23 protein-coding genes are annotated in these 21,300 nt (G+C 70.0%); 18 read left to right on the top strand and 5 right to left on the bottom strand.

Annotated elements, in window-relative coordinates; all coding sequences use genetic code 11:
• Positions 1-49 precede the first annotated feature (49 nt).
• Together AB0L06_RS05775 and AB0L06_RS05770 are read right to left on the bottom strand one after the other, a co-directional pair.
• Positions 50-655, bottom strand: a complete 606-nt coding sequence (locus AB0L06_RS05775) for a YdcF family protein (RefSeq protein ID WP_500229738.1) — start codon at positions 653-655, stop codon at positions 50-52.
• Positions 652-2,067, bottom strand: a complete 1,416-nt coding sequence (locus tag AB0L06_RS05770) for an NsdA family TPR-like regulatory protein (protein ID WP_500229737.1) — start codon at positions 2,065-2,067, stop codon at positions 652-654. The genes AB0L06_RS05775 and AB0L06_RS05770 overlap by 4 nt, the downstream gene beginning before the upstream one ends.
• A 489-nt stretch (positions 2,068-2,556) precedes the next feature.
• On the opposite strand from AB0L06_RS05770, the gene AB0L06_RS05765 reads away from it, so the two are divergent.
• Positions 2,557-3,036, top strand: coding sequence for an ATP-binding protein (locus AB0L06_RS05765; protein ID WP_500229736.1), 480 nt, complete (start codon positions 2,557-2,559; stop codon positions 3,034-3,036).
• 257 nt (positions 3,037-3,293) lie between these two features.
• Here AB0L06_RS05765 and AB0L06_RS05760 read toward each other — a convergent pair whose 3' ends face one another.
• Entirely contained in the window at positions 3,294-3,896 is a 603-nt protein-coding gene (locus AB0L06_RS05760; RefSeq protein ID WP_500229735.1) for an SMI1/KNR4 family protein, read from the bottom strand.
• 32 nt (positions 3,897-3,928) lie between these two features.
• Complete coding sequence (locus AB0L06_RS05755) at positions 3,929-4,243, bottom strand: PLD nuclease N-terminal domain-containing protein (RefSeq protein WP_500229734.1); 315 nt, start codon at positions 4,241-4,243, stop codon at positions 3,929-3,931.
• Positions 4,244-4,347: 104 nt separating this feature from the next.
• Between AB0L06_RS05755 and AB0L06_RS05750 the strand changes: the two genes are divergently transcribed.
• Together AB0L06_RS05750 and AB0L06_RS05745 are read left to right on the top strand one after the other, a co-directional pair.
• Positions 4,348-5,325 carry a hypothetical protein gene (locus AB0L06_RS05750; protein ID WP_500229733.1) on the top strand — a complete coding sequence of 326 codons (978 nt, stop codon included), beginning with the start codon at positions 4,348-4,350 and terminating at the stop codon, positions 5,323-5,325.
• A gap of 46 nt (positions 5,326-5,371) precedes the next feature.
• Complete coding sequence (locus AB0L06_RS05745) at positions 5,372-5,620, top strand: hypothetical protein (RefSeq protein WP_500229732.1); 249 nt, start codon at positions 5,372-5,374, stop codon at positions 5,618-5,620.
• Positions 5,621-6,466: 846 nt separating this feature from the next.
• Here the strand turns inward: AB0L06_RS05745 and AB0L06_RS05740 are convergent.
• Entirely contained in the window at positions 6,467-6,673 is a 207-nt protein-coding gene (locus AB0L06_RS05740) for a BldC family transcriptional regulator (protein WP_026414219.1), read from the bottom strand.
• A 255-nt stretch (positions 6,674-6,928) separates the two neighbouring features.
• Between AB0L06_RS05740 and AB0L06_RS05735 the strand changes: the two genes are divergently transcribed.
• From AB0L06_RS05735 to nuoK, 15 genes are all read left to right on the top strand, one after another.
• On the top strand, positions 6,929-7,897 hold the full coding sequence (locus tag AB0L06_RS05735; protein WP_500229731.1) for a threonine ammonia-lyase: 969 nt from the start codon (positions 6,929-6,931) through the stop codon (positions 7,895-7,897).
• Positions 7,898-8,070: 173 nt separating this feature from the next.
• Complete coding sequence (locus tag AB0L06_RS05730; protein ID WP_500229730.1) at positions 8,071-8,313, top strand: DUF4229 domain-containing protein; 243 nt, start codon at positions 8,071-8,073, stop codon at positions 8,311-8,313.
• A 173-nt stretch (positions 8,314-8,486) separates the two neighbouring features.
• The gene (locus AB0L06_RS05725; protein WP_500229729.1) at positions 8,487-9,188 is read left to right on the top strand and encodes a demethylmenaquinone methyltransferase; all 702 of its coding nucleotides are present in this window, start codon (positions 8,487-8,489) and stop codon (positions 9,186-9,188) included.
• Between the two features lie 136 nt (positions 9,189-9,324).
• Positions 9,325-10,581: a geranylgeranyl reductase family protein gene (locus tag AB0L06_RS05720; protein WP_500229728.1), complete on the top strand. Its 1,257-nt coding sequence runs from the start codon at positions 9,325-9,327 to the stop codon at positions 10,579-10,581.
• A gap of 164 nt (positions 10,582-10,745) precedes the next feature.
• Entirely contained in the window at positions 10,746-11,105 is a 360-nt protein-coding gene (locus tag AB0L06_RS05715; protein ID WP_026414223.1) for an NADH-quinone oxidoreductase subunit A, read from the top strand.
• Positions 11,106-11,651 carry a NuoB/complex I 20 kDa subunit family protein gene (locus AB0L06_RS05710; RefSeq protein ID WP_500229727.1) on the top strand — a complete coding sequence of 182 codons (546 nt, stop codon included), beginning with the start codon at positions 11,106-11,108 and terminating at the stop codon, positions 11,649-11,651. It abuts the gene before it with no gap.
• Positions 11,651-12,397 (top strand): NADH-quinone oxidoreductase subunit C, encoded by a 747-nt coding sequence (locus tag AB0L06_RS05705; protein ID WP_500229726.1) that lies wholly within the window; start codon positions 11,651-11,653, stop codon positions 12,395-12,397. Before AB0L06_RS05710 ends, AB0L06_RS05705 begins: the two co-directional genes overlap by 1 nt.
• Positions 12,394-13,749, top strand: coding sequence for an NADH-quinone oxidoreductase subunit D (locus tag AB0L06_RS05700; protein WP_500229725.1), 1,356 nt, complete (start codon positions 12,394-12,396; stop codon positions 13,747-13,749). The genes AB0L06_RS05705 and AB0L06_RS05700 overlap by 4 nt, the downstream gene beginning before the upstream one ends.
• Entirely contained in the window at positions 13,746-14,489 is a 744-nt protein-coding gene (gene nuoE / locus AB0L06_RS05695) for an NADH-quinone oxidoreductase subunit NuoE (RefSeq protein WP_500229724.1), read from the top strand. Before AB0L06_RS05700 ends, nuoE begins: the two co-directional genes overlap by 4 nt.
• Complete coding sequence (nuoF, locus tag AB0L06_RS05690) at positions 14,486-15,787, top strand: NADH-quinone oxidoreductase subunit NuoF (protein WP_500229723.1); 1,302 nt, start codon at positions 14,486-14,488, stop codon at positions 15,785-15,787. The genes nuoE and nuoF overlap by 4 nt, the downstream gene beginning before the upstream one ends.
• Positions 15,784-18,213 carry an NADH-quinone oxidoreductase subunit G gene (locus tag AB0L06_RS05685; RefSeq protein WP_500229722.1) on the top strand — a complete coding sequence of 810 codons (2,430 nt, stop codon included), beginning with the start codon at positions 15,784-15,786 and terminating at the stop codon, positions 18,211-18,213. The genes nuoF and AB0L06_RS05685 overlap by 4 nt, the downstream gene beginning before the upstream one ends.
• Positions 18,210-19,562, top strand: a complete 1,353-nt coding sequence (nuoH, locus tag AB0L06_RS05680; protein ID WP_500229721.1) for an NADH-quinone oxidoreductase subunit NuoH — start codon at positions 18,210-18,212, stop codon at positions 19,560-19,562. Before AB0L06_RS05685 ends, nuoH begins: the two co-directional genes overlap by 4 nt.
• The gene (nuoI, locus tag AB0L06_RS05675; RefSeq protein WP_500229720.1) at positions 19,549-20,082 is read left to right on the top strand and encodes an NADH-quinone oxidoreductase subunit NuoI; all 534 of its coding nucleotides are present in this window, start codon (positions 19,549-19,551) and stop codon (positions 20,080-20,082) included. Before nuoH ends, nuoI begins: the two co-directional genes overlap by 14 nt.
• On the top strand, positions 20,079-20,996 hold the full coding sequence (locus AB0L06_RS05670; protein ID WP_500229719.1) for an NADH-quinone oxidoreductase subunit J: 918 nt from the start codon (positions 20,079-20,081) through the stop codon (positions 20,994-20,996). The genes nuoI and AB0L06_RS05670 overlap by 4 nt, the downstream gene beginning before the upstream one ends.
• Complete coding sequence (gene nuoK, locus AB0L06_RS05665; RefSeq protein ID WP_500229718.1) at positions 20,993-21,292, top strand: NADH-quinone oxidoreductase subunit NuoK; 300 nt, start codon at positions 20,993-20,995, stop codon at positions 21,290-21,292. The genes AB0L06_RS05670 and nuoK overlap by 4 nt, the downstream gene beginning before the upstream one ends.
• The last annotated feature ends 8 nt before the right edge of the window (positions 21,293-21,300 follow it).

Below are 21,300 nucleotides of genomic sequence, written 5' to 3'. Positions count from 1 at the left end.
TCTCAACTCTTGCAATGCACCCGCCGAAGCCGCTGATCGCACTGGCGGGCTACGTCCAGACGTCCTCGTGACGTTCGATCGCCCGGAACGTGCCTTCGCTCACCCGACGGGAGCACTCTCGCCATTCGCGGAGCACCCGCCGCTCGCCATCAGGTACAGAAGGCCAGGAGGCACGGGTGACGGGCTGACCCGCGTAGACCGGGTCCCAGCCGTGGGCGTGGAAGGCGTCCAGCGCGGGAAGCTGAGTGGCCAGGCAGTGGAGGGCGCGCCGGTGGTACCACTTGCTGACGGCCGTGATGCGAAGCCCCGATGCGAGCGCTTCGTGTATGCGAGGTAGCGAGTTCTCGACGTTCTGCCAGGTGTCGGCGGAACGGTCCTCGCAGCGGACGGCGGCCTCGGGGACGTCGCGTGCCAGAAGCTCCGTGAGGAACCACTGCCCTTCGATGATGCCGGTGTGACGGTTCACGCCGCCGGTGACGATGATCAGTGGCGCCAAACCCCGGTGGTGGCGAGCGGCGACGTGTTCGATCGGCTGGATCTGATTGGTGCCGAAGACCAGGTGCGCCGTGGGGAGGCCATCAGGCGGGGGCGCCTCGATGTCGACGAATGCGGTGGCTTCGCGGATCAGCGCCGGGGAGAGGCCGTCGTCGCTCAAGTCCCACTCCCGCTCGATTCAGGGAGGAGCTGCAGACGCTGCAGGGCGGCGCAGTCGACAGCCTCCAGGTAGCGGTCATGGTAGTGCGAGGTCGCAGCGGCGTCAGGATGGCGCGAGAGCAGCGTCCGGTCCAGCTTCTTGGCGAGCGACATCGTGGGCCAGGCGGGGCGGGGCGCTGAGAGGGCGGTGTGCCCGGCTGCCGCCGCGCTCTCCAGATCGCCTGCTCCCGCTTGGGCCAAGCCGAGGATGAGCAGGGAGCGGGCGTACCCGGACGGATGCTCGCCGCGATCGTGGACTTCGGGCTGGTAGACGGTCTGGATAACACGTCCGGTGGCGGTCACCGCTTCCTTGTAATCGCCGAGGAGCAGGAGCGATGTCGCTGTGTAGGGCGGGTCCTCGCCAAGGGCGATGGAGAAGGCGCCAGTGGTGGTCGCGTTGGCTGGCAGGATCGCGATGGCCTCGGCAGCGGTCCTACGCGCGCTCCTCATGTGGGCGCCGTCGCCGAGCAGCGCGGCGGCACGCATTTCCTGGGAGGCCAGCTTGGCGTGGATCACCGTGCCACGAGGGGCCCGCGCCGCCCCCTTGGACGCCAGGTCCAGGGACTGCCGGGAGTGGTCGCGGTAGAAGGCGATCATGGAACGGGTCAACATCGCCCAGGCGCGGAGTTCGGGGTGGTTGATCTCGGAGCCATGACGTTCGGCTTCGGCGCACCAGAGGCGGGCTGCGGTGCGTTCGCCCATGTCACAGGCGGCGATGGCCAGCAGGTTCGACAGCCATCCATTGGCGGCGATCAGGTCGCGCCTGTGGGTGGTGGTGCCTGACCTCGCGAGGATGCCGCCCACATGCGCTCTGATGGTCAGCAGCTCGTCATAGGTCTCGGCGGGCGGCTGGGTGCAGATCGTGATGGCGTAGTCGTGGAGCAGCTCGTCCAGACTGGCGATCAGGGCTCCGAGGTGCGCGCCACCCGTGGCTTCGAGCGCCTGAAGGATGCGGCCGGCGTGCGCTGTCGGAAGCGTGACCACGCCGGTCTTCAGGAACGTCCGTCGGAGCAAGCCCTCGTCCCCGCTCTCGTGCTCGTCGGCCGCTTTCATATCCGGGAGATCGAGGACCCCGTTGGCTTCAAAGGCCCGCCGATACAGCTCCGCGTACAGTGCCCGCGGATGGGTCGTCCCCGCCAGATGCATGCGGATCGTTCGCTCGACGGACGTCCGCAAAGGCAGCTTTCGGATCAGATCCGGCTTGGCGGCCCGGCGCAGCTCGGCTGCGAGCTCCTGAGGTCCCCATCCCAAGCGGTGGCTGCGCGCCCGGATGGCGCTGGCCGTCCACCTGTACGTGTTCCGATCATCGCTCATCACGTGGCCGCCAATCGGACGCTCACCTGGGCTTCTTCCGCTTGCTTCCGCCTTCTTCACCAGTGTGCTCGTGGTCACGCCCCGGGGTGAGGTGTTCGCATGGACGAGCGCGGTCGGCGATCAGGAATCCGGCTCGCGAACCACCTCATCCGACACAGAACGGAGGTGAGGCTCGTGGTGGCCCAGACGGCCATGAACGTCGGTGGCTTCAGCCTGACCACGGGGCTCGTCCTTACAGGAGGGTGCCTTTTGGTCGGCGCTCTGGGGACGGCAGTGCTGCGCGTCGTGCTGGGACGCATTGGTCCTCGGCATACCGGTCAGCAGCAGGGAGGGCGGCACCGGAGGGATGCAGGCCAGCATCACCCCGCGGCATTGACGGATCGGCATCTTCACGACCGCAAGGGAGCGCGGTGACCCCATGAGAAGGCGAGTGTGCAGGAGCCTGGGCCGTGCAAGGCGCTGTGTGTGGCGTCCGTCGATGCCGGAGATCGGGCCGTGAGAGGAGAGCGGAGCACCTCCCTGAGAAGAGGGAGATGGATGGCTGGCGGGATGGCCACCGAGCCCGGCGGGACGCTCACCGGGTGGGTGTGGGCGCTGGAGGAGATGCGCTGGCGCCGCGCCTTCCCCGGAACGCTGGATCAGGTGCCGGTGGCTCGTCGCTTCGCGGGGGCGATGTTCGAGGGCTCGCCCTGTGCCGACGTGGTCGAGTACGCGGTTGCGGAGCTGGCCGGTAATGCTCTGCGACACAGTGATTCGGCCGAGAAGGGCGGTTGGTTCGGAGTGGAGCTGGTCCACGACGACCCCGTCCACGTGGCGGTCACCGACATCGGTGGCAAGGGTGTTCCGGCCGTGCGTGACTGTGTGGACGAGTTCGCGGAGAGCGGCCGCGGCCTTCACATGTTGTCGCGGTTCGCGATCTCGCTCGGTGTCCACGGAAGTGCGGGGAAGGGGCATACCGTCTGGGTGGATCTCGATCTCGAGCAATCCCTTGAGGCCCTGCTCGAGCGCGAACTCCCTGACACCCCATGAGGGGGACCAGCCTGTGGTTGGCAGGCTGGTCCCGTGCTCAGGATAGGGAGCCAGAAGGAGGGTTTCGCCTGCCTTTCGCCCATTCCGGACGAGAGGTAGGCGAGGCTCTCCTCGTTCCTCTTCGGATCAGTTCTTGGGGGTCTGGGGGCGGAGCCCCCAGCTTCGGGGGGTGGGGCGGGAGCCCCGAGGGGCTGCCCGAGCGGAGCGAGGACCTAGCTGTTGGGCTTCGTGGCCTGGTGGTAGTGGGGGGCAGACGATCACGCGGGGCGGGCGGGGGAGTCCAGCTGGGCGATGCCTTGGTCGATCCAGGCCAGGTAGTGGGTGAGGAAGGACGGGCCGAGCCGCCAGTCGGCGGTGCTGTTGTTGATGGCCACGACGTGGCCGCGGGACGGGCCGGACGTGATGACGCCGAGGAAGTCGCCGCAGCCCTGGCTGGTGGTCAGGACGTACCCGTGTTCGAGGCCGTCCTCGTCGTCATCGCTCTGGTAGAGGGGACCGGCGTCGCCCTCGGGGAACGGGATGGCGCAGTCGGGGGTGGCGAAGTCCCTCAGGAACCCCCAGTCGATGCCGTAGTAGGGTCCGCCTCCGCAGCCGATGTCGGTGAGGAAGGCGCGGAACTCCTCGGGGAGTTCGCAGCCCATGTTCGACTCCAGGGTGGCCAGGACGTCGGCCGGGACCGGGCGGTTCTCGTACCGGTGGAGGTCGGCGCCGAACAAGACGTAGCGGTCTCGACGGTTCCCGTCGCGGTCCACGAAGCGGGACGCACCGGGTTGCGGTGGGTCGAGCTCGCGGAGCCGGTCCAGGCGGGCGCGGATGTGGTCGAGCCGGTCTCGGATCTCCTGGCGCATGGTGTCGAGCATGGAGCGTTCCGAGGCGGACGGACCACCCGTTTTCAGTCGTCGCCGCGGATGCGCCGGTTCAGGTCGCGGAGGAAGGCGGGGTCGTCGTCGGGGCCCTTCGGGGCGTCCGGGTGCCGGTCGGAACCGAACTCGGCTCCGGGCGGCCACAGCACCGACTCCATGGAGCGGCCGCGCGGACGGCCCGCCAGCAGCCAGAGGACGGAGCCGAGCACGAATCCGAGGAGGGCGATCAGCAGCCAGACGGACTTCGGGAGGAGACGCACGTCGCGTTCGTCGCTGGTGAGGACGTCCAGCAGGCAGAAGAGCCAGCCCCCGACGAGGGCGACGGCGATGAGCGCGTAAGCCATGGGTCAACGTTAGTCCCCGACTTGGGGGGATGACGGCGTGTCGGGATTCGGCTTACGCTGCCCGGAGGCCCCGCACGGGGCCCCGCGAGAACGCGAGGAGCCCGATGCGGTTCAAAGGCATCCACCGCCGGTCCCCCGGAGGCGGGGCGCGCCCCGGCGACGCCCGGTACTCGCCCTCGCCGCCCGACCCCGGACGGTCACGGGACTCGGGTTCCTGGCAGAGCCCCGAGCCGACGCAGATCCGCCCGCGGGGAGCGCAGCCGCGCGACCGGTTCGGACGGTTCCGCAAGGGCGGACGGGACGACGCGTACGCGGCCCGTCCCGAAGGCGACGCCCCGGGCCCGGACCCCGCCGCCGCGGTCGGACGCCATCGGATGCGCGCCGAGCAGCCCGCGAAGGTCTACTCGTGGAGCGACTTCGAGCTGGACGACGAGCCCGGCCCGCCGCGCGCCGCTCCGCGTCCGCCGGACAGTCCTCCCATGCTGGACGGCCTCCGCCACTGCGGCGTCCTGGAGAAGGTCCTGCACCGCCAGTGGGACGCGCGGCAGGGCCCGCCGTCACCCGAGGTCGTCCGTGCCGTCGAGAGCCTGGCGTCGCTGCCGGACGCGCTGAAACTCAAGCTCGCGGACGGTCTCTCCGGGATCTATGTCGGGCCCGGAGGCGTCCCGCACCTGGACGACATGGGGCACCTGCGTGGCCGTCCGCTGCCGTCCGGGCGCGCGACCTGGGACATCTGCGCCGGCGCCTACGGCGACCGGAAGATCGTCGTGGGCGACCGTCCGTCCCCGACCCCGGACGTGATGATGCACGAGGTCGGGCACGCGCTGGACGACGTCGACGGCGGGGACGCCGGCTGGCAGTCCGACACGCCCGCGTTCCGCGAGCTCTACGACATGTGCGGGCCGTACCTGATGAGCGACTTCCACCAACAGCCCGACGCCTTGGGCCGCCGGGAGTTCTTCGCCGACGCGTTCGCCGCGATTTCGGCCCGGCAGCGTCCGGCATTGGTGGATATGCTCTCCGGCAACATCCGCGCCGCCCTCGAGGTCATGCTCTTCTTCAACCGCCGATACGGAATCTGACCTGACCCTCCGCCAACGGAAGACCAGCCAGCGAAGGTGATTCCCGATGTACGTGATCCGGCTCCCCGACGGCACGCTCAGGGTGCCGCACGGCGTCCTGCTCGAGGGCGGTGACGACGGACGGGGCATCGCCGACGCGTACGTGGAGGTCGGCCCGGACGACCCCGACTACGACCGCCTCCTCGCCCAGTCCCTCACCGAGGACGAACTCGAGGACCGCCGCCGCTCCTGGCGCGAAGGCGACGCCGACCTCCAGGCCGTCTTCGAAGCCTGGAAACACGAACAAGACTCCTGACCCGCCCCCCGAACACCCGCCCCACCGCGAACACCGCCCCAGGGACCCCACCCCCGGATGCCGCCTTCCCCGCGATGGCGCCCCGCGCGAACACCCCACCCCTGCGTGAACACCCCGCCGCCGCGCGAACACCCCGCCGCTAGTACCCAGGGCTCCGCCCCGGCTCTCTCACTAGCTCGGTCGCCCGAAGCTGCGCCCCTGTGTGAACCCCTGCCTCCGCACGTCGCTTCCTGCGCGAACCCCTGCCTCCGCACGTCGCTTCCTGCGCGAACCCCTGCCTCCAAACGTCGCTTCCTGCGTGAACGCCATCCAGCGGAACGCGGTGACCGGGCCCACTGGAGGGACGTGTGGAACGGCGTTGGCCCTGAGTAGTGCGATTGGCGCAATCTTCCGGGTGTGGAGGCCGGGGTCGCGGAGGAAGCGGGAAATGTGGAAAGGGGGAGTGGCGGAGGTGAGAGAACGCGAAATCCGTGGAAATGCGGCACCGGGAGTGGAGAAATCAGTGGGGTTTCGGAATTGCGCCGGACGCAAGGGGACGGGAACGGCGTGATCCGTCGGCTGTGGGAACGGTACAAACCGTGAGATGTGGGAATGCTGAGAGCCACGAGGCGTCAGGACCGACGCGAAGACCTCGGACGGAGGTGTGCGGGCGTGGCCGTGGCCGACGACGTTGACGACGCGCGGGCTCGGCGGGACGCCCGCACGTCGTCAACGTGTTCGTTCCGGCGCCCGCGAACGGGCGCGCAAAACAGGAAACCGCCTGCTACCGGCGGGGTGTGCCGGGGCGGCGGTGCCGGAAAGGCGGCGGCGGGTCCGACCGCGCCGGAAGGGCGCGGGCGGGTCCCGTCAGCGGACGACCGAGTGCTCTGCGACCGGTTCGTCTCCGCGCAGCAGCGCGTGCACTTCGGACTCGCGGAAGCGGCGGTGGCCTCCCGGCGTCCGAATGCTGCTGATGCGGCCCGCAGCGGCCCATCGGGTGACCGTCTTGGGATCAACCCTGAAGAGCGCGGCGACCTCTCCGGGGGTCAGCAGGCGCTCGCTGGTGCTCTCCACGTTCTCTCTCCCCCTTTGTCCCGCTCTCGGCGCGGGTGGACTGTTTCCTAGTGTGGCGGAGCAAGACCGATTTCTCCCTTGTTTTCGCAAAACATCACGCTGCGTAGTTTGGTGAGCTGGCCAGATCACCGACCGTAAACACGGTTTTGGACACTACGGACACCGCGCCCACCTTCCGCACCTCGCACCCCGCCCGTGACGGACGCCGGGCGGTCCGTTATCGCACGCTGATCGTGAGCGAATAACCTCGCTTCCATGCCCGCACTGGTGACCCTCGCGGACGTCGAGCACGCGGCCGGACTGCTCGCCGGAACCGCCGTCCGCACCCCGCTCGTGCCGTTCCCGACGCCCGACGGGGAACGGCTGCTGCTGAAGGCCGAGTCGCTCCAGCCCGTCGGCGCGTTCAAACTGCGCGGCGCGTACGCGACCATCGCCGGACTGCCCGAGGACGAACGCGCCAAGGGCGTCGTCGCGCATTCCAGCGGCAACCACGCCCAAGCCGTCGCCTGGACGGCCCGCGCGTTCGGCATCCGCTGCGTGCTGGTCATCCCGCACACGACGCCGGGCGTGAAGGTGGACGCGTGCATGGCGCTCGGCGCGGAGATCGTCTACGTCGAGCCGACGCTCGAGGCCCGCGTCGAGACGGCCGAGAAGCTCGCCGCCGCGCACGGTTTCACGCTCGTCCCCCCGTTCGACGACCCGCGCGTGATCGCCGGGCAGGGCACGGTCGGGCTGGAGATCATCGAGGACGAGCCGGACGTCGACCTCGTCCTCGTCCCCGTCTCGGGCGGCGGCCTGGTCTCCGGGATCGCGGTCGCGGCCAAGGCACTCAACCCGGACATCAAGGTCGTCGGCGTCGAGCCGGAGCTCGCCGCCGACGCCCGCGAGTCGCTGCGCACCGGGTATCCCGTCCAGTGGACCGCCGAGGACACCGGGCGCACCGTCGCCGACGCGCTGCGCGTCCAGCGGCTCGGCGACCTCACGTACGCGCACATCCACGAGCTCGTGGACGACATCGTGACCGTCTCGGAGGACCAGATCAGGCTGACCATGCGCCGGATCGCGCGTGAGTCCCGTCTCATCGCCGAGCCGGGCGGCGCGGTCGCGGCCGCCGCGTACCTGTACCGCCGTCCGTTCCTCCCGCCCACGCGGACGGCCGTGGCCGTCCTGAGCGGCGGAAACGTGGACCCGGCCCTCTTCCTCGACGTCCTCCGCCAGGGGTGACCGGCCCCCGAACGAGCCCGAACCAGCCTTCCGCCACGCCCGATTTGAGGACCTTCGGCAGGCCGAACCGGGCTGCTCGGCCGGGAGCGCAGGGCCGACCGGCGAGGTCGGGCAGGGCCGTTCGGCGGGGCCGGACCGGGCCATCGGGAGACCGGGAGTAGCCTGGAGCCGCCATGCGTTCCGTACTGTTCTATACCTCCGCTCGCCTGGGGATCTTCGTCGCGACGACCGCCGTCCTCTGGCTGACGCCCATGCGCAAGTCGCCGGTGTTCCTGCTGCTCGGCGCCCTCATCATCAGCGGTGTCATCAGCTACGTGCTGCTGTCGACCCAGCGTGACGCGATGTCCGCGACGATCGCGAACACCGTCCGCGACAAGAAGACCAAGATCGAAGAGGCCCGCGGCAAGGAGGACTGACCTCCCCACCCCGCGGCACCCGCCCCCACGACCACCCGTGGGGGCTTTCGCATGCCCGGCCCCCGCGTCCAGGGTCCTGTTCGGGTGCGGCTCGAGGGGGTCGAGGTGGCGTTCGAGGCCGGTGGCCGTGGACCGTTCGCGTGCGTTCGCGGGGGGCCTCCTAGGCTGGAGGTATGACCCGCGCCAATCTCGACAAGAAGCCCGCCGACGTGGCGGCCATGTTCGACCGGACCGCCGACCGGTACGACCTGCTCAACACTCTGATGACCGGCGGGATGGAACGGTGGTGGCGGCGGGAGGTCGTGCGCGCCGTGGCCGCCCGGCCGGGGGAGCGGGTGCTCGACCTGGCCGCCGGGACGGGGACGTCCTCGGTGCCGTTCGCGGACGCCGGGGCCGAGACCGTCGCCTGCGACTTCTCGCTCGGCATGCTCCGCGTCGGACGTGAGCGGCAGGCCGGCGTCGGCAATCTCGCCTTCGTGGCGGGCGACGCGATGAGGCTGCCCTTCGAGGACGGCTCGTTCGACGTCGTGACGATCTCCTTCGGCCTCCGGAACGTCCAGGACACCGAGGCGGCGCTGCGCGAGATGCGCCGGGTCGCCAAGCCCGGCGGACGGCTTCTGGTGTGTGAAGTCAGTCACCCTCCGAACCGGCTCCTGGACGCTGGGCACAAGGCGCACCTCAAGATCGGGCTGCCCCTCCTGGCCCGGGTGTCGTCCAATCCGGACAGCTACACCTATCTCGCCGATTCCACCCTCGCGTGGCCCGATCAGGCTGCCCTGGCGGGGATCGTGCAGTCCGCCGGGTGGACGAAGGTGCGGTGGAAGAACCTGACCTTCGGGGTCGCGGCGATGCACCACGCCGTCAACCCGGGCTGATCCAGCCGCTCGTGGAGCTTTGCATCGGTCCAACGCCAGGTCGGCGCAGAGTTAGCCACAAGCGGCTCCAAAGGAATAGACTCCCCATCGGATTCTTGTGAAGTACTTCACAAGCGAACGAAGTAAGAGGAACGCTGTGACCGACTCCACCCGACACGCAGACGTCATCGTCGTCGGGGCCGGACCCGCCGGGTCGTCCACCGCCTACTGGCTGGCGCGCGCCGGTCTGTCCGTGTTCCTGCTGGAGAAGGCGACGTTCCCGCGCGACAAGATCTGCGGCGACGGACTGACCCCCCGCGCCGTCCGGGCCCTGATCTCGATGGGCGTCGACATCGACGCCCCCGGCTGGAGCCGCAACAAGGGCCTGCGCATCTACGGCGGCGGATCCCGCATCGAGCTTCCCTGGCCCGAACTGGCCAGCTTCCCCGACTTCGGCCTCGTCCGCTCCCGGATGGACCTGGACGAGCTCCTCGCCCGGCACGCGGCCTCCGCCGGCGCCGAGCTGATCGAGGGCTGCAACGTCACCGGCCCGATCATCGACGAGCGCACCGACCGCATCACCGGCGTGACCGCCAAGCACAAGGGCGAGGAGATCACCTTCCACGCCCCGCTGGTCGTCGCCGCCGACGGCAACTCGACCCGGCTCTCGGTGGCCATGGGCCTGGAGCGCCGCAGCGACCGTCCGATGGGCGTGGCCGTCCGGCGCTACTACGAGTCGCCGCGCTCCACCGACGAGTACATGGAGGCGTGGCTCGAGCTGTGGGACGGGCAGCGCCTGCTCCCCGGCTACGGCTGGGTCTTCCCCCTCGCCGACGGCACGGCCAACGTCGGCCTCGGCCTCCTCAACACCTCCAAGTCGTTCCAGAACGTGGACTACCGCGGCATGCTCAAGGGCTGGACGTCCCAGATGCCGCCGGAGTGGCAGTTCGACGAGGAGCACGCGACCGGCCCGATCCGCGGCGCGGCTCTTCCCATGGGTTTCAACCGGCAGCCGCACTACGCGCGCGGCATGCTGCTGGTCGGCGACGCCGGCGGGATGATCAACCCGTTCAACGGCGAGGGCATCGACTACGCCCTGGAGTCCGGCCGGCTGGCCGCCGAGATCATGGTCCAGGCGCTCGCCAGGCGAACCCCGGCGCAGCGCGAGCGGACCCTCTACGAGTACCCGCGCATCCTCAAGGACGAGCACGGCGGCTACTTCACGCTCGCTCGGGTGTTCGTGCAGGCCATCGGTGACCCGCGGGTGATGAAGTTCCTCACCGCGCACGGCCTGCCGCATCCGACGCTGATGCGCTTCACCCTCAAGCTTCTGGCGAACCTCACCGACCCCAAGGGCGGGGACGCGTTCGACCGGATCATCAACGCCATGCAGAGGGTGGCGCCCGCAGCTTGACCCCGACCCCCGGAGGGGAGTGCTATTTGATCACCTTGGACAGGACGACACCCCGGCCTTGTGACCGCAGTCGCAGGCGGGGCGTCGTCGAGGCGTGGGCTCCGCGAGCGCGGAGACCCCGTCCGTACAGCGTCGTACGCCCCGAGGAGAGGAAGTAGGACTCCGTGGACCTCTATATCCCGATCATCGTGTTGGGGGTTCTGGCGTTCGCGTTCGCGGCGGGTTCGGTGTTGATGGCCTCGATGACGGGGCCGAAGCGTTGGAACCGGGCGCGACTGGACGCCTACGAGTGCGGGATCGAGCCGACCCCGCAGCCGGTCGGCGGGGGCCGTTTCCCCGTCAAGTACTACCTGACGGCGATGCTGTTCATCGTCTTCGACATTGAGATCATCTTCCTCTACCCCTGGGCCGTCACCTTCGACAGCCTGGGGGTTTTCGGTCTTGTGGAGATGGTCCTTTTCATCCTCACCGTGCTGGTGGCGTACGCCTACATCTGGCGGCGCGGTGGTCTGGAGTGGGACTAAATGGGTCTTGAAGAGAAGCTCCCCAGCGGCTTCCTGCTGACGACCGTCGAACAGGTCGCCGGCTGGGCGCGCAAGAGTTCGGTGTGGCCCGCCACCTTCGGTCTCGCCTGTTGCGCGATCGAGATGATGGCGGCCGGCGACCCCCGGCACGACTTCTCCCGGTGGGGGATGGAGCGTGCCTCGGCGACGCCGCGGCAGGCCGACCTGATGATCGTCGCGGGCCGGGTGAGCCAGAAGATGGCGCCGGTGCTGCGCCAGATCTACGACCAGATGACCGAGCCCAAGTGGGTCATCGCGATGGGCGTGTGCGCCTCCTCCGGCGGCATGTTCAACAACTACGCGATCGTGCAGGGCGTGGACCACATCGTCCCGGTGGACATCTACCTGCCCGGCTGCCCGCCGCGGCCGGAGATGCTGCTGGACGCGATCCTGAAGCTGCACGACAAGATCCAGAACACCAAGCTCGGGCCGCAGCGGGCCAAGCAGATCGCCGAGCTGGAAGTGGCCAAGCGCCGCCAGCTCCCGCTGCTGGGACAGGGGGCCTGATGAGCAGCCAGAACCCCGAGCAGCAGGCCGAGCAGGCCGCCGACCGGCTTCCCGCGCACCGCGAGGAGGACCGGGGCGAGCAGCCGGTGGCCCGGATGGGCATGTTCGGCATCCAGGGCAGCGGCGACACCTCCGGATACGGCGGGCTCGTCGTCCGGCAGGCGCCGAAGGTGTCCACGCCGCGTCCGTTCGGCGGGCCCGAGGGCGCCGCCGACCCGGGCGAGTTCGACGAGGTCGCCGACGCGCTGGAGCGGCTGCTGCCGACCTTCGGCGACGCGGTCGAGCGGATCGTCGTCCACCGCGGGGAGCTGACCCTCCACGTGCGGCGCGAGCACCTCGTCGAGGTCGCGACGACCCTCCGGGACGCGCCGGACCTGCGGTTCGAGATGTGCATGGGCGTGAGCGGCGTGCACTACCCGAAGGACGAGGGCGCCGAGCTCCACGCGGTCTACCCGCTGCTGTCGATCACGCACAACCGGCGGATCCGGCTGGACGTGTCGTGCCCCGACGCCGACCCCCACATCCCGTCGCTGGTCCGGCTGTACCCGACCAACGACTGGCACGAGCGCGAGACCTTCGACTTCTTCGGAATCGTGTTCGACGGCCACCCGGCGCTGGTCCGGATCATGATGCCGGACGACTGGGTCGGGCACCCGCAGCGCAAGGACTACCCGCTCGGCGGCATCCCCGTCGAGTACCGCGGCGCCGAGATCCCGCCGCCCGACCAGCGGAGGTCGTACACATGAGCCCCTCCACCAAGTACACCGAGTACGACGCGTACGCGGCCGCCGCCGAGGAGGCCGCCGAGGGCCGTGTCTTCGACGTCAGCGGGCAGGACTGGGACCAGGTGGTCGCGGACGCCCGGGACGCCGGCGACGAGCGGCTCGTGGTGAACATGGGCCCGCAGCACCCGTCCACGCACGGCGTACTCCGGCTGATCCTGACGCTCGACGGTGAGACGGTCGACGAGTGCCGCGTGGGCATCGGCTACCTGCACACCGGCATCGAGAAGAACATGGAGTTCCGCACCTGGACGCAGGGCACCACGTTCGTCACCCGGATGGACTACCTCGCGCCGATCTTCAACGAGACGGCGTACTGCCTGGGTGTCGAGAAGCTGCTCGGCATCACCGACCAGATTCCGGAGCGGGCCTCGATCATCCGCGTGATGATGATGGAGCTCAACCGGATCTCCTCGCACCTGGTCGCGATCGCCACGTTCGGCCTGGAGCTCGGCGCGACGACCGTCATGCTGAACGGCTTCATCGAGCGTGAGTACACCCTCGACCTGTTCGAGGAGATCAGCGGCCTGCGGATGAACATGGCCTACGTCCGTCCGGGCGGCGTCGCGCAGGACCTGCCGTCCGGCGCGATGAGCAAGCTGCGCGACTACCTCGACCGGATGCCGAAGCGGCTGAAGGCGATGCGCAAGCTGATGGACGACAACCCCGTCTACAAGGCGCGCACCAAGGACATCGCGTACCTGGACCTGACGGGCTGCACCGCGCTCGGCATCACCGGCCCGATCCTGCGCTCCACCGGCATCCCCTGGGACCTGCGCAAGTCCCAGCCGTACTGCGGTTACGAGACCTACGACTTCGAGGTGGCCACCGAGACCACCTGCGACGTCTACGGCCGCTACCTGGTCCGGATGAAGGAGATGGACGAGTCCCTGAAGATCGTGGAGCAGTGCGTCGAGCGGCTCCAGACGGTCAAGGGCCCGGTGATGGTCGAGGACAAGAAGATCGGCTGGCCGGCGCAGCTCGCGATCGGCGCGGACGGCATGGGCAACTCGCCCCGCCACATCGCGCACATCATGGGCACCTCCATGGAGGCGCTGATCCACCACTTCAAGCTGGTGACCGAGGGCTTCCGGGTCCCGGCCGGGCAGGTGTACGCCCCGGTCGAGTCGCCGCGCGGCGAGCTCGGCGCGCACCTCGTCAGCGACGGCGGGACGCGCCCCTACCGGGTGCACTTCCGCGAGCCGTCGTTCACCAACCTGCAGGCGGCGCCCGCGATGGCCGAGGGCGGCATGGTCGCCGACGTCATCGCCGCGGTCGCCTCGATCGACCCCGTGATGGGAGGCGTGGACCGTTGAGCGAGCAACTGCTCAAGCTGGAGCCGCCGTTCCGGAACACCGAGCCGTACGACCCGGAGGTCCGGGAGCGGCTGGACCGGGACGCCAAGGACATCCTGGCGCGCTATCCCAAGACCCGTTCCGCGCTGCTGCCGATGCTGCACCTGGTGCAGTCGGTGGACGGCCACGTCACCGGACGCGGGATCGCGTTCTGCGCGGAGACGCTCGGCATCACGCCGGCGCAGGTCACCGGGGTCGCGACGTTCTACACCCAGTACAAGCGCGAGGCGGTCGGCGACTACCACGTCGGCGTCTGCATCAACACGCTGTGCGCGGTGATGGGCGGCGACCAGATCTGGTCCGAGCTGACCGACCACGTGGGCGTCGGCCATGACGAGGCGACCGAGGACGGCAAGGTCTCGCTCGAGCGCATCGAGTGCAACGCGGCCTGTGACTTCGCGCCCGTCATGACGGTGAACTGGGAGTTCTTCGACAACATGACGCCGGAGAAGGCCAAGCGTCTGGTCGACGACCTCCGGGCGGGCAAGGAGGTGCTGCCTTCGCGCGGCCCGAACAAGCTCGCCACGTGGAAGGAGGCCAGCCGCGTGCTGGCCGGCTTCGACGACGGGCTCGCCCACGAGGGCGTCCAGGCCGGACCCGAGTCGCTGCGCGGGCTCGACCTCGCGCACGAGCGCGGCTGGACGGCCCCCGACGCGGACGCCAAGCCGACCGCCGACGGGGCCGGGGAGGGAGAGAAATGACCACGCTGACTCCCATCCTCACCAGGAACTGGGACCAGCCCGACTCGTTCACCATGGCCGGGTACGAGCGCGACGGCGGCTACACCGCGCTGCGCAAGGCCCTCGCCATGGAGCCGGACGCGATCGTGCAGACGGTGAAGGACTCCGGCCTCCGCGGACGCGGCGGCGCGGGCTTCCCCACCGGCATGAAGTGGGGCTTCCTGCCCGCGGACAGCCCGAACCCGCGCTACCTGGTCGTGAACGCGGACGAGTCCGAGCCGGGAACGTGCAAGGACATCCCGCTGATGCTGGCGAACCCGCACGTCCTCGTCGAGGGCGTCATCATCAGCTCGTACGCGATCAAGTCCAACCACGCGTTCATCTACGTGCGCGGCGAGGTGCTGCACGTCATCAGGCGTCTGCAGCAGGCGGTACGGGACGCCTACGCCGCCGGGTACCTGGGCGAGAACATCCTCGGCTCGGGCTACGACCTCGAACTGGTCGTGCACACCGGCGCCGGGGCGTACATCTGCGGCGAAGAGACGGCCCTGCTGGACTCCCTTGAGGGATATCGGGGTCAGCCCAGGCTCAAGCCCCCCTTCCCCGCGGTCGCGGGACTCTACGGCGGTCCCACCGTCATCAACAACGTCGAGTCCATCGCATCCGTTCCCTCGATCGTGACGAACGGCGCCGACTGGTTCACCTCCATGGGCACCGAGAAGTCCGCCGGGTTCGGCATCTTCTCGCTGTCCGGGCACGTGACCAGGCCCGGACAGTACGAGGCCCCGCTCGGGATCACCCTGCGCGAGCTGCTCGACATGGCGGGCGGCATGCGCGGCGGCCGGAAGCTGAAGTTCTGGACGCCGGGCGGCTCGTCCACGCCCCTGTTCACCGACGAGCACCTGGACGTCCCGCTCGACTTCGAGTCGGTCGGCGCGGCCGGGTCCATGCTCGGCACCCGGGCGCTGCAGATCTTCGACGAGACGGTCTGCGTCGTCCGGGCCGTCCTGCGGTGGTCGGAGTTCTACGCGCACGAGTCGTGCGGCAAGTGCACCCCGTGCCGCGAGGGGACGTACTGGTACAAGCAGCTGCTCAAGCGGCTGGAGGCGGGCCAGGGCTCCGAGGAGGACCTGGACACCCTGCTGGACCTGTCCGACAACATCCTCGGCCGCTCGTTCTGCGCGCTCGGCGACGGCGCGACCAGCCCGGTCGTGTCCTCGATCAAGCTCTTCCGGGACGAGTACATCCGCCACTTCGAGCAGGGCGGCTGCCCGTTCGACCCGGCCAAGTCCACCCTGTGGGGAGGTGCTGCGGTATGACCGTCGCCGACGAGAAGAGCACCGTCGAGCGGCAGCAGGTCGAGATGGTGACCTGCACCATCGACGGTTTCGAGATCAGCGTCCCCAAGGGCACGCTGATCATCCGGGCGGCGGAGCTGCTCGGCATCCAGATCCCGCGGTTCTGCGACCATCCGCTGCTCGACCCGATCGGGGCCTGCCGCCAGTGCCTGGTGGAGATCCCGGACGCGGGCAACGGGCGCGGCATGCCGAAGCCGCAGGCGTCCTGCACCACCACGGTCATGCCGGGGATGGTCGTCAAGACGCAGCTGACCTCCCCGGTCGCCGACAAGGCGCAGCACGGCGTGATGGAGCTGCTGCTGATCAACCACCCGCTGGACTGCCCGATCTGCGACAAGGGCGGCGAGTGCCCCCTGCAGAACCAGGCGATGTCCAACGGGCGCGGCGAGACCCGGTTCACCGAGGCCAAGCGGACCTTCCCCAAGCCGATCCCGCTGTCCACCGAGGTGCTGCTCGACCGCGAGCGCTGCATCCAGTGCGCGCGCTGCACCCGGTTCTCCGACCAGATCGCCGGGGACGCGTTCATCGACCTGTTCGAGCGCGGCGCGAAGGAGCAGGTCGGGGCGGCGACCGACAACCCGTTCCAGTCCTACTTCTCGGGCAACACCGTGCAGATCTGCCCGGTCGGCGCGCTGACCGGCGCGGCCTACCGGTTCCGGTCGCGGCCGTTCGACCTGGTGTCCACGCCGTCGGCGTGCGAGCACTGCGCGTCCGGCTGCGCGCTGCGCACCGACCACCGGCGCGGCAAGGTCACCCGCCGCCTCGCCGGGGACGACCCGCAGGTGAACGAGGAGTGGAACTGCGACAAGGGCCGGTGGGCGTTCTCCTACGCCACCCAGCCCGACCGGCTCACGCACCCGCTCGTCCGGAACGAGAAGGGTGTGCTCGAGGTCGCGTCCTGGCCCGAGGCGCTGACGGTGGCCGCTCGCGGCCTCGCGCGCGCACGAGGCAAGGCCGGTGTCCTGCCGGGTGGACGGCTCACGCTGGAGGACGCCTACGCCTACAGCAAGTTCGCCCGGATCGCGCTCGGCACGAACGACATCGACTTCCGGGCCCGTCCGCACAGCTCCGAGGAGGCCGAGTTCCTGGCCTTCGGGGTGGCGGGCCGTCCGATCGAGGTGTCGTACAGCGACCTCGAGAAGGCGCCGGTGGTGCTCCTCGCCGGGTTCGAGCCCGAGGAGGAGTCGCCGATCGTCTTCCTGCGGCTGCGCAAGGCGTTCCGTAAGAAGGGCCTGAAGGTCGTCTCGGTCTCGCCGTTCGAGACCCGCGGCCTGAAGAAGACCGGCGGGACGCTGCTTCCGGCCGTGCCCGGCGCCGAGGCCGAAGTGCTCGGCGGCCTGGTCGCGGGCGAGAACACCGAGGTCCGCGAGCTGCTGGAGAAGCCCGGCGCGGTGATCCTGGTCGGCGAGCGCCTCGCGACGAGCCCGGGCGCGCTGTCCGCGGCCGTCCGGCTGGCGCACGCCACCGGCGCGGGCTTGGCCTGGGTGCCGCGCCGCGCGGGCGAGCGGGGCGCGGTCGAGGCCGGGGCCCTGCCCGGGCTGCTGCCGATCGGACGTCCGGTGTTCGACCCGGACGCCCGCGCCGAGACCGCCCGCGCCTGGGGCGTCGCGGAACTGCCCGCGACGCCGGGCCGCGACACCGCCGGGATCCTGGCGTCCGCGGCGGCCGGGGAGCGCGGGGCGCTGCTGGTCGGCGGGTTCGACCCGAACGACCTGGCCGACCCCGAGGCGGCGCTCGCCGCGCTCGACCGCACGCCGTTCGTGGTGAGCCTGGAGCAGCGGGTCAGCGCGGTCACCGACCGCGCGGACGTCGTGCTCCCGGTCGCGGCGGTCGCCGAGAAGGCCGGGACGTTCGTCGACTGGGAGGGCCGCGGCCGCCCGTTCGAGACCGTCCTGAAGACCGCCGGGAAGATGTCCGACCTGCGCGTCCTCGACGCGCTGGCGAACGAGATGGACGTCCACCTCGGACTGCCCGACCCGGACGCGGCGCGCCGCGAGCTGACCGGGCTCGGCGCGTTCCGCGGCGAGCGGCCGCCCGCGCCGTCGGTCGCGACCGGCGTCCTGCCGCAACCCGGACCGGGCGAGGCCCTGGTGTCGAGCTGGCGGCTGCTGCTCGACCGCGGCACCCTGCAGGACGGCGAGCCCTACCTCGCCGGGACGGCCCGCGACGCGGTCGCCCGGGTGTCCCCGGCGACGGCCGAGGAGGCCGGTGCGGACGGCGAGCTCACGGTGCGCGGCCCGCGCGGCGAGGTCACGCTGCCGCTGGTGATCACGCCCGGCATGCCCGACCGGGTGGTGTGGCTCCCGGCCAACTCCGCTCCGGTCGCGCTGCACGCCGACCTGGGCGCGGCGGCCGGGGACATCGTCTCGATCGGAGGCTCCCGATGAGTCTGGTGAGTTCGGCGGGAGCGGCGGTGCTGGCGGGTCCGGCGCCCGCCGACCCGACGCTGTCCACCTTCGGCAAGGACCCGTGGTGGCTGATCGGGGGCAAGGTCCTCGCGATCTTCGTCTTCCTGGTCCTCACCGTCCTGATGTCGATGTGGGTCGAGCGGCGCGTCATCGGCCGCATGCAGCTGCGCGTCGGCCCGAACCGGACCGGCCCGTTCGGCCTGCTCCAGGGCCTCGCGGACGGCGTGAAGCTGGCGCTGAAGGAGGACATCGTCCCCCGGAACGTGGACAAGGTCGTCTTCGTCCTCGCGCCGGTCATCTCGGCGGTGCCCGCGTTCATCTCGTTCGCCATCATCCCGTTCGGCCCGACCGTGTCGGTCTTCGGGCACCACACCGCGCTGCAGGGCACCGACCTGCCGGTCGCGGTGCTGCTGGTGCTCGCGATGTCCTCGATGGGCGTCTACGGGATCGTCCTGGCGGGCTGGTCGTCGATGTCGCCCTACTCGCTGCTCGGCGGGCTCCGCTCGTCCGCGCAGGTGATCTCCTACGAGATCGCGATGGGGCTGTCGTTCGTCGCGGTGTTCCTGTTCGCCGGGTCGATGTCCACCACCGAGATCGTCAACGCGCAGGCCGACACCTGGTACGCGGTGCTGCTGTTCCCGTCCTTCGTGGTCTACATCATCACGATGATGGGCGAGTCGAACCGCATCCCGTTCGACCTGCCCGAGGGCGAGGGCGAGCTGGTCGGCGGCTTCCACACCGAGTACTCGTCGCTGAAGTTCGCGATGTTCTTCCTCGCCGAGTACATCAACCTGGCGACGCTGTCGGCGCTGTGCACGACCCTGTTCCTCGGCGGCTGGCGCGCCCCCGCGCCGATCTCCACCGTGTGGGCCGGCGCGAACTCCGGCTGGTGGCCGGTGCTGTGGTTCATGATCAAGCTCTGGCTGTTCATCTTCTTCTTCATCTGGCTGCGCGGCTCGCTGCCCCGCGTCCGGTACGACCAGCTGATGAAGCTCGGCTGGAAGGTGCTGATGCCCTTCTCGATCGGCTGGATCCTGCTGGTCGCGATCATCCGGGTGTGGAAGAACGAGGGCCACAACGCCACAGGCGTGATGGCGGCGATCGCCGGCATCGCGATCGTCGTGATCCTGCTGACCTTCGCCTGGGAGTTCACCCGGAGCGGCGGCGACGCCACGGACATGGAGCAGCCACCACCGACCCCCGATCCGGACGCGGGCGGCTATCCCGTCCCGCCGATGGACGCCCCGCACTACCACGGCCACCGCGACGTGCCGCGGCCGCGGATCACCGAAACCTCTCGTGAGGAGGTCAGCAGTGGGACTCACTGACTTCCTGAACCCGGTGAAGGGGTTCGGGGTCTCGTTCCACCAGATGTTCACCAAGAGCGAGACCGTCCAGTACCCCGAGGTGAAGAAGCCGACGGCCCCGCGCTTCCACGGACGCCACCAGCTGAACCGCTGGCCGGACGGTCTGGAGAAGTGCGTCGGGTGCGAGCTGTGCGCCTGGGCGTGCCCCGCCGACGCCATCTTCGTGGAGGGCGCCGACAACACCGAGGACGAGCGCTACTCGCCCGGTGAGCGGTACGGCCGGATCTACCAGATCAACTATCTGCGCTGCATCCTCTGCGGACTCTGCATCGAGGCGTGCCCGACCCGGGCGCTCACGATGACCAACGAGTACGAGCTCGCCGACGACAGCCGCGAATCGCTCATCTACACCAAGGACATGCTGCTCGCGCCGCTGCGCGAGGGCATGGAGCCCCCGCCGCACGAGATGCGGCTGGGGGACACCGAGGAGGACTACTACCGCCTCGGCCTGCAGCCCGAGGAAGGCGGTGAGAAGAAATGACCACCGCCCACGTCCTCGCGGGCCACGCGGGCACGGCGCACGTGCTCGCGGGCACCGTCGCCGACAAGCAGTCGGGCGAGCCGTTCTTCTTCTGGCTCCTGGCGATCGTGTCGGTCGCCGCCGCGCTCGGCATGATCTTCATGCGGAAGGCCGTGCACTCGGCGATGCTGCTGGCGACGGTGATGCTGTCGCTGGCCGCGCTCTACGCGATCCAGGACGCGCCGTTCCTGGCGTTCGTGCAGGTCATCGTCTACACCGGCGCGGTGCTGATGCTGTTCCTGTTCGTCCTGATGCTGGTCGGCGTCTCGTCCACCGACTCGCTGGTGGAGACGCTGCGCGGGCAGCGGTTCTGGGCCGCGGTCAGCGGCATCGGGTTCATCGCGCTGCTCGGCACCGGCTTCGCCAACGCCGCGCTCGGCGACTCGGCCGGCCTCAAGGCGGCCAACGCCGAGCACGGCGGGAACATCCGCGGCCTGGCGTACCTGCTGTTCACCAAGTACGTGTTCGCGTTCGAGGCGACCAGCGCGCTGCTCATCACGGCGGCGCTCGGCGCGATGGTGCTGGCGCACCGCGAGCGCACCACGCCGAAGCCGACCCAGCGGTCGCTGTCGGTCGAGCGTTTCCGCAGGGGCGCCCAGACCGGCGCCCACCCGGGCCCGCTGCCGGGCCCCGGCACCTACGCCCGCCACAACGCGGTCGACATGCCCGCGCTCCTGCCGGACGGCACGCCGTCCGAGCTGTCGGTCAACCCGGTCATCGCGGCCCGGACCGACACCGCGCACCGGCACACCGACCTGCGGGGCAAGACCGAGCGGCAGGCCCTGGACAAGGACGTCAGGGCCGTCCGCACGGTGACCGAGACCGCCGACTCCGAGGCCGGCGCCGTCGCCGAGACCGAGGAGGTCGAGAAGTGAGCCCGGGACACTACCTGGCGCTGTCGGCGATCCTGTTCACCATTGGCGGGATCGGCGTGCTCGTGCGCCGCAACGCGATCGTGGTGTTCATGTGCGTGGAGCTCATGCTCAACGCCTGCAACCTGGCGTTCGTGTCGTTCTCCCGGAAGCAGGGGAACCTCGACGGCCAGATCATCGCGTTCTTCGTGATGGTCGTGGCGGCGGCCGAGGTCGTGGTCGGCCTCGCCATCATCATGACCATCTTCCGGACCCGCAGGTCCTCGTCGGTCGACGACGCGAACCTGCTGAAGTACTAGGGGGCCGC

The sequence above is a fragment of the Spirillospora sp. NPDC052269 genome (genome assembly GCF_040679435.1).
Classification (GTDB): Bacteria; Actinomycetota; Actinomycetes; order Streptosporangiales; family Streptosporangiaceae; genus Spirillospora.
This window is presented reverse-complemented; position numbering and strand designations above follow the sequence as displayed.